Raw genomic sequence first — 15,812 nt, forward strand, 5'->3', positions numbered from 1 at the left:
TGTAGTCTTATCTAAATTTCTCCGAGGTTTCGCAGAGCTTCAACAAGATGCGCGAATGCATTGATGTTTTGGCTTCGCATATATGAAAGCTTCTTGTACCTGCTCTTGCTGATATTTTCAGCAAGATAACGTTCTGGAGATTGAATGGGGCTGTAGGTTCGCTTTGTCAGAAGACATGAAGCGAGATGTATTACGCGACAAGCCTGTTCTGTCGCAATTGACAAGTTGTAATTTATCGACAGAATGTGCCCGCCAATGGATCGGATGCCTTTAAGAAATAGTGAAAATTCCTCTTTGTCGTATACGCCTTTGCCTGCGATACAGGCGCAGGACTGAATTGTGTCTAAAAGGGCTTCTTCTCGGCTAATGGCTATATTGCGATATCCGATTTCATTTAGAACTATTCTGTCATAAGTCTTTACCACGGATTCCCAATTAGAAATTTTTTCGGTAAGTGCGGCTACATCGAACAGTTGCTTGATTATTTCTAGTTCCTTGTCTATGCCGAAAGGGACGCCTGTTGTGTGTGGGGCGAATGCTGTCAATTTATCGCCCAAGATGCATTCTGCCGATGGCATTGATACCGTTACGGCCGAACCATCGGAAAGTAACAGTTCTCCGTTGATTTCTCGGGTTTCAATCAAGTGGTATGGATTTTCTGTATAGACAATGTCTAGAATGATGTAAAATTCTTCATTCCTCAAGGGGGAGTTGTAATAAAATCTGAAGTGCCTTTTTTCGATGTTGTTAGGCCCGATTCTATGTTTTTCTTCAAAAGACTTGAACGGGAAAATTTTTGCTGCTTCGTGGATGTAATGGTCAACATTTTCTCCTGGATTTACCAAGATGTCAATGTCGGTTGAAAGTCTTAATGGTCGTTCGAAAATCAGCATCAATGATGTTCCGCCCTTGAATAAGAATGGCAAGCCTACGCGGGCAAGAGCTTCTAGTAATCCGAACGCGAATAGGACGCGCTCCAATAAGGATGGATCTTTTTGATATTTCGCACGCAAGGCGTTCACGTGTTCCGTAGTGTAGGTGCTTTTTGAAATCATCATGCACCTCGTTACTGAATCGTTTTTAGCTGGATGTTGGTTTGCTCAAAAATAAAGGAGCGGAGAGCGTTGTAAAGGTTCCGCCGTCTGGCATAACGGAACATGCGAGTTTCGTCGATATGGAATTTATTGAATATGCCTTCGTAAATTGCTGGATATTCACTGCGTTCAATTAATTGGCCTGTCAGTTTTTGGGATAGAATGTCTACAACGATTTTCTCCAAAGTGCAGGAATGGTTTATGAGTGGAGCCGGAGCTTCGGATGGTAATTTTTGCACAACGATATCGGTGTCGGGACCTCGCAACTTGTAAAAGAGGGCGGTATCGGGCTCGATCATTGCGTATGGGTGTCTTGTATGCAAGTCCTCGTAAACCGAGTTGACCATCATGTTTTCTGTTTCTATAAAGATGACATTTTTTGCAATTTGGTGGTTTACGAAATCGTTCATCTGGATTAATTCCCACATCTGGAACTTTAAAAGAGGGAATCGATCTGTGATTTGAGTCTCTAGGTCAAAAAATTCCGGGGAATGCGGGTAGATGTACATCTTTTTCGTCGCTTCGTGAGCGGATGTGACATAGTATTTCCCGGCACCGACGGATGACAGTATTCCCTTTTCTCGGAACGAATGCAGTAGCCAATTTATCATGGCTTCTGAACAATCGGGATAGAGAGAATGAACGGACTGCCGAAAGGATGGCTTGTCGAAGACCTCGCCACCTTGGAATTTTTCCAGTATTGCGTCCTTGTCCATCGGTTCTCCTAAACTACTATAATTTGGCAAAAAGTGTGAAGATTGCCGAATTATAGTATTAAAATAGCAGAAACTGGCGCCGATGTCAAGAAAAATGTTCTGAAAATTTGGATTTAGCCCCGAAATGGGCCTACAAGCCGATGTCATATTTACCCCTTTGCGCTACATGCTGAAAAGCGCAATAAAATTAAACTACTGCTCAAATATATACTATATTTGAGATCCGGTCAAGTCCTTCCGCATTTTTTTTCAAAAAATTAGGTTCCCTTAAGGGAACCTGGCTTTTATTCTTCTAAGTTTTTGGACCAGTTGCTCAAAGTGTTTATGGCCGTTTGAGCGATGGTGCTGAATTGATGTGCTGTCTTTTTCTTGAAGTTGTCAATCATCGATTGCATTTTTGCTAGGGCTTCTTTGTCCCAGTTGTCTTTGTGTTTCTGAAGAACATCGGCGGCGTCATCCAGAACATCCATGCTTTCGAGATAGTTCGACAGCATTTCCGTGAAATCAGCCATGGCGCTCTTGAGGAACATGTTCGAAGAATGCTTTGAGCTCGTTGTATCGAGCCCGGCACTCATGCGTATTTGTGAATCACACAAAACAATCTTATAAAGGTGCTGCTTGGAAAGGGTGATGAGCTCGCGGTTCTTTAACTTCTGCTCATTTTCCTTTTCTTCTAAGTTGCTGTCTGCAGCAATTGTGTCAATAAGTTTCTTGTAGTACTGTTCGAAATCTTCGTCTTTCTTGCTGTTTTCGCTCATGAGAATCTCCTTCGTTAATCTTATTTGTCTAATATACCTTATTCGTGTGACACTTGAAAACGCTAAAAAAGAAAGAGCGGATTTAGCGAAGCCTCTGAATCAAACCTCGCTAAACTCTTGACTTGCTCTTATTCTTCCATTTTAACACAATCTTCTGTAATGTATTTTTGCGGATCTTTCACAAATTTAGGTAGACCCGGTGGTGTTATTTCTTTGCCTGATTCCTCGCGGTCATGACATTTTTTATTCAATTTAAGAATAAATTCCAAAACATCATCATCCGCAGACATTCCGTAGGCTTCACGTACCGCGTTGTCAAGTTTCGCTTGAATTTTGCTTACTGGATTATCTGGAGTTGTTTCCATAGTTCTGTAAACATCACGCAAGCTAAGTATATTCTGTTCCATTTCCTCTCTGCGTTTATAGCGAAGTTCAACCGCATACTTTGCAATTTCAGCAATCTGTTTTTCAGTAGGTTTTTGAGGCCAAGGGAACGAATCGAATACAGTATCCGAAGTATAACGCGGATCCCCTTTCAATGTAGAACATCTTGCATTAAACCATTCCCAATGAACTTTTGAGGACAAAATTCCAAACGAGTAATCATCTTCTAACGGAAACACTTGCAAAGCATCGTTAGGATGTATTTCAGTTGAAATAAATTCAAATATGGGGCGTGTTGTCACTCGGGAACACGCAATATAACGTGACTTAACCTCTAGTATATTTAAAAGAACATCTCTGGATCTAAACATTTGCCACCAAGTCTTCAAGGCCATTTCATGATCATGATTTACTTTAGCCTTTGGATTTTTCTTGAGAGTATTTTCATTCTTTATTTTTTCTTCATCTGCTTTTTCTTTTTTATCAGCATAAACACTTTTTTCGATGATTTTATACAACTCTTTATATTTCTGTGCACCAAAAACATCAAACTTTCGAAAATCTATAACATATCGATCAGGTTGTGATTTGTATGTTCCAACCAATCTATCTCCAATAAGAAACGGGAAAAGAACTTGTTTATTCTGTTCGTCATTCAACAACTTTTTTGCGGCATTCAAATCTTTTATCAAGAACCCCTTATGGCCATGAGTCTGCCCCTGATGGCAAAATCCTTTTGCCATATTTGCTTTTAAGGCAAAAGCTCCTTTTACATCGCAAGCAGACTTTAATGCCGAAGTAATGTTACTTGGGTGTTCATAAACAAATGGTGATTTTACAGTATTTCCTTCTTGAAAACACAAAGTCTTTTCACCAGAATACTTTCCTTTAACCCAATTTACAATCGAAACATATACAGCAGCTTCACCCGACCAAACCTGCGTACTGACGGCATCTATAATTACACCACCATTTGCAACAATATAATCCAGCCCACCCTCTCTAGAGTAATTCTGCCTAATGGTATTTGTCCCCACAAGGCCTGCTCTTTGCCCATCCTTCATCAATTCGTGAGCTTTTCTAAACCAATAAACGCAGTAATCGGCTCTACCGGGAACATCAGGAAAATGTTCTCGAACGTCTGCAATATAGGCACCATCCATTTCAACCTTTGTGTTGTTCTTCCCTTGATATGGAGGATTGCCGATAACGACACTAAATTCGGGCCACGGGTTCAATAAAGCATCCTGACAAAGAATATTCTTGTCCATATTATCGAGTGGCAAACTCTCAATTCTAAATAAGGGGTCTGCTTCCCAATGGTCGTTCCATTTTTTAGCACCGATTTCTTTTGCCAACATCATCGTTACTTTGGTAAGTTCCACAGCCATCGGCAAAATGTCTATTCCAAAGAACTGTTGCGTACTTAAAACGCTGAACCGATGACGTTCCATTATATTTTTATTTGTATTTGATTGTAATGAAAGATCCTGTAATTTGTCCAATATTTTAAGTTCGATATCGACCAAGGCCAAATAAGAAACAAACAAGAAATTTCCACATCCACAAGCCGGGTCAAGTACTTTGTAATTAGATAATTCTTTTAGGAGCTTTTCCAATTTAGGTGCTGTATCCGCCTTTTCTATTTTTTCATTCCATGGTCTGATAATGCAAGGATTCACAATTTTCAGAATGTCGATTTCATTAGTAAAATGAGCGCCAAATCCATGTCTTTCTTTTGAATCCATCGTTCCTTCGAACATTGCTCCGAAAATAGACGGATTGACATGATTCCAATCGACCTGGCTAGCTTCTTGCAATAACTCGCAACAGTATTTGTCGAGAGACAGCGGTTCTACCTTACTGTACAGGCCTCCGTTAAAATAAGGAACGCCTTTGTATTTTCCGCCATCAGCCATTTTGGGGTTTGCCATTTGATTGAACAAACCACCGAGTTCATCGTAGGAATCACCTTTTTGAATACAACAATTACGGATTAAATTCGTGAATAAGTTATCCGGTAACAGCCCAAAATCTTCACTGAACATTGCCAAGATGCACTGCATCAAAAAACGTTGAACTTTTTCGGGCGACTCCTTTTTTTCAACGACTTCGTACTTGAAAACTTCACCAATCTTATTCGCAACGCCCTTTGAAATTTCCTTTACATTACAGTTGAAAACGGGTGCTTTTTCATCAGGATACATGAAATTGAACGCAGATTTTCTCTGTGCAAAATCCTTCATCTTGACTCTATCAACCAAAGACAGTTCATCGTAAATGATGAATTCGTCAAAATTGCAAAGAATGGCGTATCTCGGTTTTTGTGCTCCAGGCCCAATAACCTCTTGCGGTTTCATATCAAGCCAATAGTTTTTCACCTGCTCAAAATGCTTGTCGAGGTTCTTTTCTTTACGGCCTTTCATTTCGATGAGTACGCCTGAATGCCCCTGCGGTGCAAAAAGGCAGTCTGCATAATTCGTCGATTTTTTTGATGAATTTGAAGATTTTATTCTCGCTTCGAAAACACCTCCGGCAGCAGCCACATCTTCATAACCGAAGACCTGAAAGAAATGGTTCAAAAAAGTTTGGGCTTCTTGTTTTTCATCACCCTTTAGTTTCTGCGCAAACGCAATAAAATCTTTTGCTTCGGTCATGGCTGCTCCTTGCCTTAAGTGAAGAGATTTCGCCTTCATTCATGAAGTTGCGATTTTCTAGGTACGAAATTAAGAGACGAATCTCAAAAATTTTGGTTGCTCCGAACCTTTCAGTATGGAACTATGTCGTTGGGAAATATATATAAATATGCCGGTTGGAGATTGCTTCACGATGTTCGCCATTAGAAAAAGATTCCATGTATAAAATCGCAATATTAAACAATTGTAACTTCCCATTCCGGTAAAAAGGGGTTGATATCAAAATTTTTGATATCAAACAGGTGCGGAACAAAAAAATCCCCCGCTTGAGCGGAGGATTTTTCAAACACTTGTGCGTTTAAGTTCGCGTGTTCCAGATTACTGGATGCGGATGTTCACGCGGCGATGTTCTTCTCTGGTGCTGTACTTGATCTTCTTGAACAAGCGCTTGCCATACCACTTAGCAGTGATCTTGGAAGACGGGATGTACTTGGAGAGTTCAGCCTTGGCCGTTTCTGCACGGCGCTGAGAAAGTTCATCGTTGTAAGCGACAGAGCCGAGGTCGCAGGTGTAGCCTTCGACGAGCACAGATGCGTCCATGTTGGTCTGAGCGAGCTTGGAGCCGAACGTTGCGATAACGGCACGGCCTTCGCTGCTGAGTTCTGCGCTAGCGAGTTCAAAGAGACCGCTGACATTCGGGAATTCGATTGAAGTGGCCTGGCCATTTTCAACCTTGGCAAAAGCGTCGTTCAAGAATGCGGCAACGGCGGCATTTTCGGTCAGGAATTCCTGAGAGGAGCCCTTGACGGCAGAAATCTTGGAGAAGTCGAATGGTGCCGGTTCTTCAGGAGCCGGAGCTTCAACCTTGACCGGTTCGGGCTGCTTTACTGGAGCAGGCTTTTCTGTTTTCTTATCGCCGCAAGCAACGAGGACAGAGAGCGAGAGGGCTACCGGAAGAATACGACCAATTGTTTTTACCAGATTCATTATAAAACCTCCGATTGAAAAGTGGTATAATCCTTGGATCGCTTTTTAATATAAGTAAAAAAAGCTAAAGAGGTAATTTTTTTTTATTTGTACAAAAAAAATTCGCCTTTTACAGCGAATTTTTGTATGAAATTTGGGCGTTTTATTGTAAAATGAAGGCCCAAAACGTTATTTAAGTTTCCATTCGAGCGTCTGCCCGGCGGCGAGCGGTACAACGCCATTTACAACGGCTGGGACAGTCCACGATTCCTTGACAACTTCGATTTGCTTTGTCGTGCGCGGGAGGTGGTAGAAGTCTGCACCAAAGCCTGCGATAAAGTTTGGGAGCTTGTCGAGGGCGCCTGCGCGGTCAAATTCCTGTACCAAAAGCGGGATGGCGACCGGTGCGCTGTAAACGCCAGCGGCGCCGCACGGGCATTCCTTTTTGCCCTGCTGGTGCGGGGCGGAATCGGTACCGAGGAAGAACTTCGGGTTTCCGCTGAAGGCGGCTTCGCGGATGGCCTTGCGGTCTTCCGGGCGCTTCGGGAGCGGCTTGCAGAAGTGGTGCGGGCGCAGTGCATCGCCGACGATATCGTCGAGAGTCATCATCAGGTGGTGTACCGTAAATGTGGCGGCGACATTTGCGGGGAGGCGCTTCACGGCTTCCACAGACTTTGCGCTGCTCAGGTGCTCGAACACGATGCGGAGCTTCGGGAACTTTTCGGCGAGCGTTTCGACGCGCTTGATAAAGGCGGGTTCGCGGTCCAGGCAGAATTCACCCGGCTCTTCGCCGTGTACACAAAGTACAAGGCCGAGCTTTTCCATCATCGCGACAACCGGGAAAACGGCTTCGAAATCGCTGATACCATCGGCGCTATTGGTCGTAACGCCTGCGGGATAGTACTTGCCTGCGACAACGCCTACGGCCATCATGTCCTTCAAGTCCTGTTCCGTGTAGTTCGGGTTCAGCTTGAATGTCATGAGTGGTTCAAAGTCCGGGCGCACCGGGGCGGCGGCTTCGAGAATCTGTTTTTTGTAGTCTGCAATCGCTTTTGCGCTTGTCATCGCGGGTACGGTATTCGGCATGATGATGGCGCGGCCAAACTGGGCTACGAGATCACGGACATAACCGGGCATGAGTTCGCCCTGGCGCAAGTGCGCATGAAAATCGTCTGGTAAAGGAAGGAACATAACTGTAATTAGGTATTAGGTGAAACGGATTGAAGGTCGCGGAACTGGTCCTTCGAAATTTCGCTATCTGAATGGAGCCAGTAGTCAAAGGAGTGCGGCTCGGTGAGCTTTTTCTGGTGCAAGAATACGAGGTTGCAGTCCAGTTCTTTTGCAATCATGAGGTCGTGAGTGACGATGATGATGGACGTCTTGAACATCGTTCGCATGTTGTCAATCAACGGCAAGAGGTTTCTGCGGTTGTAGTTGTCAAGCCCTGCGGTCGGTTCGTCCATGAGCAAAAGCTTCGGGTCCATGGCCCAGGAACGAGCGATGGCGACACGCTTTTGCATGCCCACGCTGAGCTCGTGCGGGAACATCTTCGCGAAGTTGCGTACGCGCATCAAGTCCATGGCCATGTTGACTTTCTTGGTGATTTCTTCATCGGTGCCCATCTTGTGGTAGCGAAGCGGGAGCGCAATGTTGTCGATAACTCTCAAGTTAGATATCAGGGCGGCGTTCTGTAGCACAAAACCGACTTGGCGCTTGGCCACTTCGAGTGCGGTGAGGCGTTCTGCCGGGATGTATTCGCCAAAGTAGTAGATATGCCCCTTGAGCGGGCGTGCAAGCCCTGCAATCATGCGGAGGATAGCGCTTTTGCCTTTGCCAGAGGGCCCGCCGATGCAAATTGTCTCGCCGAGTTTTAGCGTGAGGTTTGCCCCTGCGATGAGCTGGTAATCGTCACTGCTATTGCTTGCCTTTATATTCTCAAAATAGCCGACAGCCCTCGGAATCGAAAACATCGTTCCAGAGAGTTCGTTTGTCGAAAGGTAAATATCTTCAAGTCTGAGGGCTTCGTCTAGCATATTAGATAATTGCTGAAAGGTTCTGCATGTAGTCTTTAACGAAGTACATCAAGAATAAGGCGTCGGCAAAAACGATGTAGAGGAAGGACATGATGACAGAGCGGGATGTTGCCTTGGGAACTTGGCGAATATCTCGCTTGATGTTCAGTGCTTGGTAGCATGCGTTGATTGTAATGATGATGCCAAAGATAAGGGGCTTCACAATCGCAAAGACAAAGTCCGGTTTGGTGAGCGCCTTGATAATTTCTGTAGAGAGGTAGCTCCAGGTAATTTGCACGTTGGGGGCGTTTCCGGTAATGAAAATGATTCCCTTCGTAAGGAGGAATCCTGCTCCGATAGCGCTTGTACTAAAGATGATATTCATGATAATCATTGCGATAGTACCACCAATTACGCTAGGCATGACAAGGTAGCGGATCGGGTTTATTCCCATGGTGGCTAACGCGTCGACTTCGGAATTGATAACCATGCTGCCGATGTAAGTGGTCAGCGAGGAGCCTGTACGGCCTGCGATGAGGAACGCTGTGAAGATGGGACTCAGTTCGCGGATGATGATCACCACGATGAGGGTGCCGATGTTATTTGAAAAGCCCATCTTGTCCATGAGGGAGAATAGGTAGATAATGACGACGGTTCCGAACAACGTAGCGACGGCAAAGAGCGGCGGAAAAATTTCGACACCGGTAAAGAACGTCTGCAAGATGATGTTGCGGGAATCGCTCTTGAAGTTGTGGCTTTTGTCGAAAAGGGACGCTACTGTGCGGAGAAACAGGGCTATGAGCTGCCCCATTCTTGTTTTCAAGATGAATATCCCGAGCGTGTGGAATAAACGCCCGACGGGAGTCATCTTTTGCCAGTTTTTAAGTCGCGTCTTTTCCATTGTCGCTATGTATTGCCTCTAGGATTTCGGTCCAGAGTTCGTCGAGCCCGGTTTTCTTGAGCGAACTGACGCAAAGCGGCTTCTGGTCGAGGTCCAGGCGCTGCTGGATGTCGCGGAGCCCCTTGGCGAGTTCGGACTGGTTCACCTTGTCTCGCTTGCTAGCGACAACCAACACGGGGCAGCCCGTGGCACGGATGCTTTCGACTGTCTCGATGTCGATGGGCGTTCCTCCGTGGCGGATATCTACGAGGTAGATAAGTCCCTTGAGGTCCTTGCACTTCTCGACGTATTCTCGGATAAAGTCGGACATCTGGTCGCGCTTTGCATTGTTGACTTTAGCGAACCCTACACCTGGTAAATCTACAAGAAAAAATTCGTCATTGACTTTGAAAAAATTCAATTCGCGCGTTTTTCCGGGGGTCGAACTGATTTTCACGAGCTTTTTCTGGCCCATGAGGGTGTTCATGAGCGAGGACTTGCCCACGTTGGAGCGTCCGAGGAAGGCTATTTGCGGGAGATGTTCTTCGGGGAGACCCTTGAGGTTCACGGCGGCCTTGACAAACTTTGCCGAACGGACAGTGTAACCGCCAACTTCGACGGGGGCCTGGTGGACGACTTTTTCTTTTGTACTCATAAGGAAACTCTCCCTTCGAATGCGCGAAGCATGGTAACTTCGTCGATGAATTCCAGGTCGCTGCCCATCGGGATGCCGCGGGCAAGGCGGGTGCGTTTGACGTTGACGCCAGCGAGCATGCGGTCGATCATGAGTGCTGTGCTGTCGGCTTCGGGGCTAGAACCGAGTGCAAGGACCAGCTCTTCGATGTTTTCTGCTTTGATGCGTTCCACGAGTTGCGGCAGGTGGAGCGCTTCGGGGCCGATGCCGTCGAGCGGGGAAATCACGCCGCCGAGGACAAAGTAAAGGCCTTTATGGACAGACGAACGTTCGAACGGCAGAATGTCCGAATTCTTTTCGACAACGCAAATGGACTTGGCGCCTTCGCGGGCCCTGCATGTGGGGCAGATGTCTTCGTCGGTGAAGGCGTGGCAGCGCGGGCACGGGTGGACCTTTTCGGCGGCCTGCATCAAGCTATCGGCAAAGCGTTCCACGTCACCTTTCTTGCGCGAAAGCATGTGGTAGGCGAGGCGGCGGGCCGTCTTTAGTCCAATCCCCGGGAGGGAGGCAAATTCAGAAATCAGGTTTTCTAGGCTTTGCGGTTCTACGTTCATGAGCGGGAGTCCAAATGCGCGTACAGCATGATCGTGAGCCATTCCTGGATGTGCTTCATGCCCACCCAGACGATGGCGCCTTTGACGCTTTCGATGACGGGCTTGTTGCGCACGTCAGAATTCACGAACTGCAAAAGGTTCGCTGAAATGTCCGGGTGCTTGTCGAATTCATCGCAGAGGACTTCGAGCGTCGGGCGTGTGCGCAAGAGCTTGATGATTTCTAGGATGGCGGCAGATGTTGCGTCGATCTTTTGGCCTGTTACGATTTCGGGTTTTGCAAAATAGAATCCCTGGAAGTAATCGTAGCCGATGTCTTTGCAACGTTTGTATGTCGGTTCGTCTTCGACTTTTTCGGCGAGCAGCTTGATATTTCTTGCCTTGAAGAACTGCGATGCTTTCGCGATGTCCTCAGGCGAGTTGTCGACCAGGTCCATCTTCACGTAAGAGACATGTTCGAACAATGGCTCAAAACGGCGGATGTATTCGTCGCTCATGATAAAGTCATCGAGCGCAAGTTCAAAGCCGAGAGACTTGTGGCGCTGAATGGCGCGGATGAGGTTCTCGTCTACAGCGACGTCTTCGAGAATTTCGAGGACGAAGCGGTCGGGGTTTAAAAGCCCGAATAAGTTGTCGAGGAGAATCTCGCGACTGCAGTTGATGAACGCCTTACTTTCACCGACGAGGCGTGTAAGCCCGATGCTGTTCAAGATGTTCTCGAGCACCTGGGCTGTCGCCTGCAAGTCGCTTGCGATTATTGCGGTATCGCTACTTGGCGAGTCTCGGAATAGCAATTCATACGCGAAGATGTTTCCATCTCGGTCAAGAATTGGTTGACGTGCCAAGTAAGCGAGAGATTGCATTAGATACGTGCGCTTTCGATGCCGAACAGGAGGATGCTACGGGCGCCTGCGTCCCAGAGCTTGTCCATGATGGCGTTGGCTTCTTCGCGCGGCACCATGGCCTTCACGGAGTACCATTCACGACCGTGGAGCTTCGTCACTGTCGGGGCGTCGAGACCCGGAGTCATTTCGCAAGCCTTAGAGAGAAGTTCGGAGGGGCAGTCGTACTCGATCATCATGTACGTCTGGGCGACGAGCTTGCCCTGGATGCGGCGGATGAGCGTGTTGACTTCTTCGAGTTCTGTCTTCTGCGGGTTGCAGAAAATGGCCGCATTAGAGCGGAAGAGCGGTTCGCCGATAATACGGAGACCGGCCTGCTTGAGCGTTGTACCCGTTTCGACAACGTCCACGATGGCGTTTGCGACTCCGAGGCTCACGGAAATTTCGACGGCGCCTTCGAGCACCACGAAGTCCATCTTCTTCTTGTAGTAGCCTTCCACGATGTTCGGGAAACTTGTCGCGATGGTGGCGTCCTTCAGTTCGGCAAGGCTCTGGATGGGGCTTTCGTTCGGGACTGCGGCGCAAAGCTTGGATGCGCCAAAGGGCAAGTCCAAAACCTTCACTGCCGGGCTCTTGGCTTCGGCGTTGAAGTCGATACCCGTGATGCCTGCGTCGATGATACCGCGACCCACGTACATCGGGATGTCGCTTGGACGCAGGAAGAAGAATTCGATGCCGTTCTTGGAATCGATCTGGGTCAAAGTCTTGTAGGGCTTGGATGCCTTGTAACCGCAGGCCTTGAGGAGTTCCTGGGTCGGTTCAAAAAGCATGCCCTTGTTCGGGAGAGCTACCTTAATCATAGTTTTGCGTACACTTCTTCGAGGGTGAGACCTTTTTCTGCCATCATGACGGCAACATAGTAGAGCACTTGAGAAAGTTCGAGGCACTGGGCGTCGCGCGATTCAAAGCGAGCGGCCATCCAGCTTTCGGCGGCTTCTTCGACGAGCTTCTTGCCGATGCCATGCGGACCCTTCTTGAAGAGTTCCGTGGTGCCCTTGCCTTCCGGCATGTCTTTCTTGCGCTGGCAGGCCAGTGCGTACATTTCTTCAAACGTCATAATTAGACCTCTTTAGTTTTACACGCCCAAAGATAAAAATTTAGGGACTGCTTGTATCGACGCATTCTGTGAAAATGATGGGAAATTCGTTGATTTGTCATGCCCGCCGCCGAGCGGGCTTCTCCTTGCGCAAAATGTCATGCCCCACTTGATGGGGCATCTCCTTTTTGACGAATTTATATTTATATTCTCTATATGAGTTGGTTTGATCGTTCGGTATTTGGGGTGAGCCTGTTTGGGGCTTGTGTGTTCTCTGCGTCTTTGGCGTGGGCTAACCCTTCGGAAAATATGAAGGTGAAAAAAATCATCTACACCGAAGAAATGCTCCAGTCTTCGGTTCCTGAGGGATTGTCTAGAATCCGCTCCAGTATCAGTACTGTATCGTTTTCTTCGGGTGAACGCTATTTCCCTGTGCTGCTTGTATCGACTGCTGATTACAAGTCTATTGACTCCGCATTTGTATTTCGGATGTTCAATGAAGAGGGCTTTCGTGAAAACGGCTATTATGGCAGTGTAAGAGATTACTTTATTGCAAGTTCTGCCGGACAGTTTAAGCCGACGTTTGATATTTACCCCATAACACTTTCAAATAATTTTAGTAGCTATCAAAGTGATGCTTCTTTCATTTTGCCAGCGCTAGATTTGCTCGTGGAACGCAATGATTTCAAATCCCGCGCAGATAAATACGAAAGTACAATCCCTTTTATGATATTGCACCCGTTGTTCAAGGATGATGCTGAAAAAAGCTGTGACGGTTTCTTTAATCATGCATTTTCACTACGTTATAGTGCTAATAAAATTTATTCAAAGAATGGCTACCGTTTTAATGATTATGCGTTTGTCGCACAGAAAGCTAAGGGAAAGTCTAGCTCGACAAATTCAAAAGATGTCGATATGTTGGGCTCCTATGTCCACGAGTTTAGCCACGTGATAGGTCTTTATGATTTGTATAGTGCTGATGAAAATGGTTATGCGACACTAGGCCCCTTGCCTTATGATGTGATGTCACTTGGCTGCTATAACGGGGATGGAAATTATCCGCCGGTATTTTCTGCGTTTGAACGCGAATCGATGGGCTGGCTTAAGCCTATTGAAATTGAGAATAGCGACAGCATCTATGAACTGAAAAATATTTCGGGAATGCAGGCTTATGCGGTGTCGAATCCAAATCACCCGAATGAGTTTTACCTTATCGAGTATCGTCCGGCTGTAGGCTTTGATTCGAAAATAGAGAAGTCGTATTACAGTGGTCAACAAGGTAAAAATGGAGTTTTTATCTGGTATTTCGATTATGATGAAAACGCTTTTGCGTCTAACAATCCGAACAAGAATGCGGCCCATCAACGAGCCGAAGTACGTGCGGTTCTTAATAAAAACCAAGAATATTTTTCCAATTTCAGCTTTGTGAATAAAAGTGGCAAGGCCGGGATAGAAGGTGTCTTCAACTTTGTCTTTGACGGGAATGACCGCGTCTGCTTTACGGTGAATCGTTCTAAAACTTTGGACAAGTGCCCTGATATCGCTTTGTCCAGTTCCGAGGCTTTATCGAGCTCTTCTGAAACATTGCCAAGCTCGTCATCGATTTCGAGTTCCTCAGTCGTATTCTCGAGTTCGTCTTCATTAGGAAGTGTCGGGGTGCTCGGTCATCGCTTGGTGCCTGGAATGCAAATGCATGTTGCGCATGGAATGCTGAATGTCGAAGTCCCCATGCCGGGCAAAAAGACGCTCCGTTTTTACGATGCCATCGGGAACATGCTCGGGATGCATTCGTTTGTTGAATCGTCTGCATCTGTCGATATTTCTGGGGTGAATCGCCCCGCCTATGTGCGACTTGACTTGAATGGACAGCTACTGCTTGCAAAACGAGTCAAGAGTTTGCCATAATAAATCGGCAAAAAATTGGAGTTAACTATATTTTGAATAGTTAACTAGGATGAGGAATCGGATGAAGAACATTTGTCTATTGGGGAGCGCATTTGCTCTTGCTTTGCTTGGTTGCGCATTTACGAGAGGCGACAACGTCTCCAAGGCTGAAAATTTTCAGGGTAAGACGGGTATTATTGGCGTGTTCCGCCAGCCTGCCTATTATTGTGGCGAAGGTATTCCGCATACAATGGTTCTTGGCGGCAAGTCCATTATTGTAAAGCCCGCCTTTAGCAGCGAACAGGAAAATGTGTTCTTCAGCGAAATGAAGCCTGGTGTGGCTACACTTACGGAATACAATTACACTTGTGGCGAAAACGAAAACAAGATGCAGCTCGATACGACAGGGGCAGGGAATGAACGCTTCCCGACGTCAGTTGTGATTCCGGAAAAGGGATTCTGCAAGGTCGTTGTCTCGTTTATGGAAGGCGATACGCTGTTTACTTACAATGGCGACATCTTGAGTGAACAGTTCGCGAAGGCTGAGGTGGCTGTGAATACCGACAGCATTCCGTATTGCGAAATCCGTGATAACAAGGGCCAAAAAATCTCGATGGTCAATCGCGATTCCGTTCTGAATGTGAAATATGCAAATGCCGTCAAGGATGCTTCTGAGGCTCTTGAAGAAGAAAAATTCACGGTCGTGACGCTTGATGATTACAGCGACAAGGTCACATGGAATGCCGATAAGTCTAAACTCCTCGTGGTAACGCTCACATCGGATCCCGAGACTTATAAGGATGGCGAATTTGTCAAGTCGGATAGCGTTGTGTGGGTCGTAAACGAGAAGGAACTGTTGTTGTGGTTCCAGGACCGCAAGGATAGCGTTCGCAACTGGGATTTGCGATTCAAACAGCTGTTTGGCGAACCGAGAACTTCCAAGGCGACGCATATGGCGTTCTTGTGGGTGAAACCGGATGACTTGATGCGCCCTGCATATGTGCCCGACGTGAAGGCTTACGATATGCGCACGGCGTTTGAAGGCGAACTCAGCAATGATGCCGAAATTTCGGAACGCATGATGTGGTTCAAGAACTGGTTTGACGCTCGAGCATCCAAGATTTACACGGGACCGGATGCACGCCCGTGGACGCGCTTAGGTTATACGTACGACTGGGGCAGCAAGGGCGACAAGTACGGCCTTACGGAATTTATTGTAGTGCCAGGTGCTGGAATGGATGTACGCTTTACGCGCAATCTGAAGTTCATCGCCAACTGGATGAAGGATCGGAAGTAGTA

Annotated in this window: 15 protein-coding genes; 2 read left to right on the forward strand and 13 right to left on the reverse strand. The window is 46.7% G+C overall.

Annotation, left to right across the window (positions count from 1 at the left end):
• Nucleotides 1–11 precede the first annotated feature (11 nt).
• The 13 genes from B7991_RS06840 to hisE form a co-directional block, all read right to left on the reverse strand.
• Nucleotides 12–1,058: a nucleotidyl transferase AbiEii/AbiGii toxin family protein gene (locus B7991_RS06840; RefSeq protein ID WP_200816209.1), complete on the reverse strand. Its 1,047-nt coding sequence runs from the start codon at nucleotides 1,056–1,058 to the stop codon at nucleotides 12–14.
• An 8-nt stretch (nucleotides 1,059–1,066) separates the two neighbouring features.
• Nucleotides 1,067–1,705, reverse strand: a complete 639-nt coding sequence (locus tag B7991_RS06845) for a DUF6577 family protein (RefSeq protein WP_217898047.1) — start codon at nucleotides 1,703–1,705, stop codon at nucleotides 1,067–1,069.
• Nucleotides 1,706–2,094: 389 nt separating this feature from the next.
• Nucleotides 2,095–2,568: a hypothetical protein gene (locus B7991_RS06850; RefSeq protein WP_088630164.1), complete on the reverse strand. Its 474-nt coding sequence runs from the start codon at nucleotides 2,566–2,568 to the stop codon at nucleotides 2,095–2,097.
• Nucleotides 2,569–2,696: 128 nt separating this feature from the next.
• The gene (locus tag B7991_RS06855; RefSeq protein ID WP_088630165.1) at nucleotides 2,697–5,609 is read right to left on the reverse strand and encodes a DNA methyltransferase; all 2,913 of its coding nucleotides are present in this window, start codon (nucleotides 5,607–5,609) and stop codon (nucleotides 2,697–2,699) included.
• A gap of 357 nt (nucleotides 5,610–5,966) precedes the next feature.
• On the reverse strand, nucleotides 5,967–6,575 hold the full coding sequence (locus B7991_RS06860) for an OmpA family protein (RefSeq protein WP_088630166.1): 609 nt from the start codon (nucleotides 6,573–6,575) through the stop codon (nucleotides 5,967–5,969).
• Between the two features lie 168 nt (nucleotides 6,576–6,743).
• Nucleotides 6,744–7,745 carry a dihydroorotase gene (pyrC, locus tag B7991_RS06865; protein ID WP_088630167.1) on the reverse strand — a complete coding sequence of 334 codons (1,002 nt, stop codon included), beginning with the start codon at nucleotides 7,743–7,745 and terminating at the stop codon, nucleotides 6,744–6,746.
• Nucleotides 7,746–7,753: 8 nt separating this feature from the next.
• Nucleotides 7,754–8,587 carry an ABC transporter ATP-binding protein gene (locus B7991_RS06870; RefSeq protein ID WP_088630168.1) on the reverse strand — a complete coding sequence of 278 codons (834 nt, stop codon included), beginning with the start codon at nucleotides 8,585–8,587 and terminating at the stop codon, nucleotides 7,754–7,756.
• A gap of 1 nt (nucleotide 8,588) precedes the next feature.
• Nucleotides 8,589–9,467 carry an ABC transporter permease gene (locus tag B7991_RS06875; protein WP_088630169.1) on the reverse strand — a complete coding sequence of 293 codons (879 nt, stop codon included), beginning with the start codon at nucleotides 9,465–9,467 and terminating at the stop codon, nucleotides 8,589–8,591.
• Nucleotides 9,448–10,101 (reverse strand): ribosome biogenesis GTP-binding protein YihA/YsxC, encoded by a 654-nt coding sequence (gene yihA, locus B7991_RS06880; RefSeq protein ID WP_073424799.1) that lies wholly within the window; start codon nucleotides 10,099–10,101, stop codon nucleotides 9,448–9,450. Before yihA ends, B7991_RS06875 begins: the two co-directional genes overlap by 20 nt.
• Nucleotides 10,098–10,736, reverse strand: a complete 639-nt coding sequence (recR, locus tag B7991_RS06885) for a recombination mediator RecR (protein WP_235003033.1) — start codon at nucleotides 10,734–10,736, stop codon at nucleotides 10,098–10,100. Before recR ends, yihA begins: the two co-directional genes overlap by 4 nt.
• Entirely contained in the window at nucleotides 10,691–11,554 is an 864-nt protein-coding gene (locus B7991_RS06890; RefSeq protein WP_088630170.1) for an EAL and HDOD domain-containing protein, read from the reverse strand. Before B7991_RS06890 ends, recR begins: the two co-directional genes overlap by 46 nt.
• Nucleotides 11,554–12,393, reverse strand: coding sequence for an ATP phosphoribosyltransferase (hisG, locus tag B7991_RS06895; RefSeq protein WP_088630171.1), 840 nt, complete (start codon nucleotides 12,391–12,393; stop codon nucleotides 11,554–11,556). The genes B7991_RS06890 and hisG overlap by 1 nt, the downstream gene beginning before the upstream one ends.
• On the reverse strand, nucleotides 12,390–12,650 hold the full coding sequence (hisE, locus tag B7991_RS06900; protein WP_014545870.1) for a phosphoribosyl-ATP diphosphatase: 261 nt from the start codon (nucleotides 12,648–12,650) through the stop codon (nucleotides 12,390–12,392). The genes hisG and hisE overlap by 4 nt, the downstream gene beginning before the upstream one ends.
• 246 nt (nucleotides 12,651–12,896) lie before the next feature.
• Here hisE and B7991_RS06905 point away from each other — a divergent pair, with 246 nt between their 5' ends.
• Nucleotides 12,897–14,534 (forward strand): hypothetical protein, encoded by a 1,638-nt coding sequence (locus B7991_RS06905; protein WP_254917874.1) that lies wholly within the window; start codon nucleotides 12,897–12,899, stop codon nucleotides 14,532–14,534.
• A 61-nt stretch (nucleotides 14,535–14,595) separates the two neighbouring features.
• On the forward strand, nucleotides 14,596–15,810 hold the full coding sequence (locus tag B7991_RS06910; RefSeq protein WP_088630173.1) for a hypothetical protein: 1,215 nt from the start codon (nucleotides 14,596–14,598) through the stop codon (nucleotides 15,808–15,810).
• The last annotated feature ends 2 nt before the right edge of the window (nucleotides 15,811–15,812 follow it).

This window comes from Fibrobacter sp. UWB3, assembly GCF_002210405.1.
Taxonomy (GTDB): domain Bacteria; phylum Fibrobacterota; class Fibrobacteria; order Fibrobacterales; family Fibrobacteraceae; genus Fibrobacter.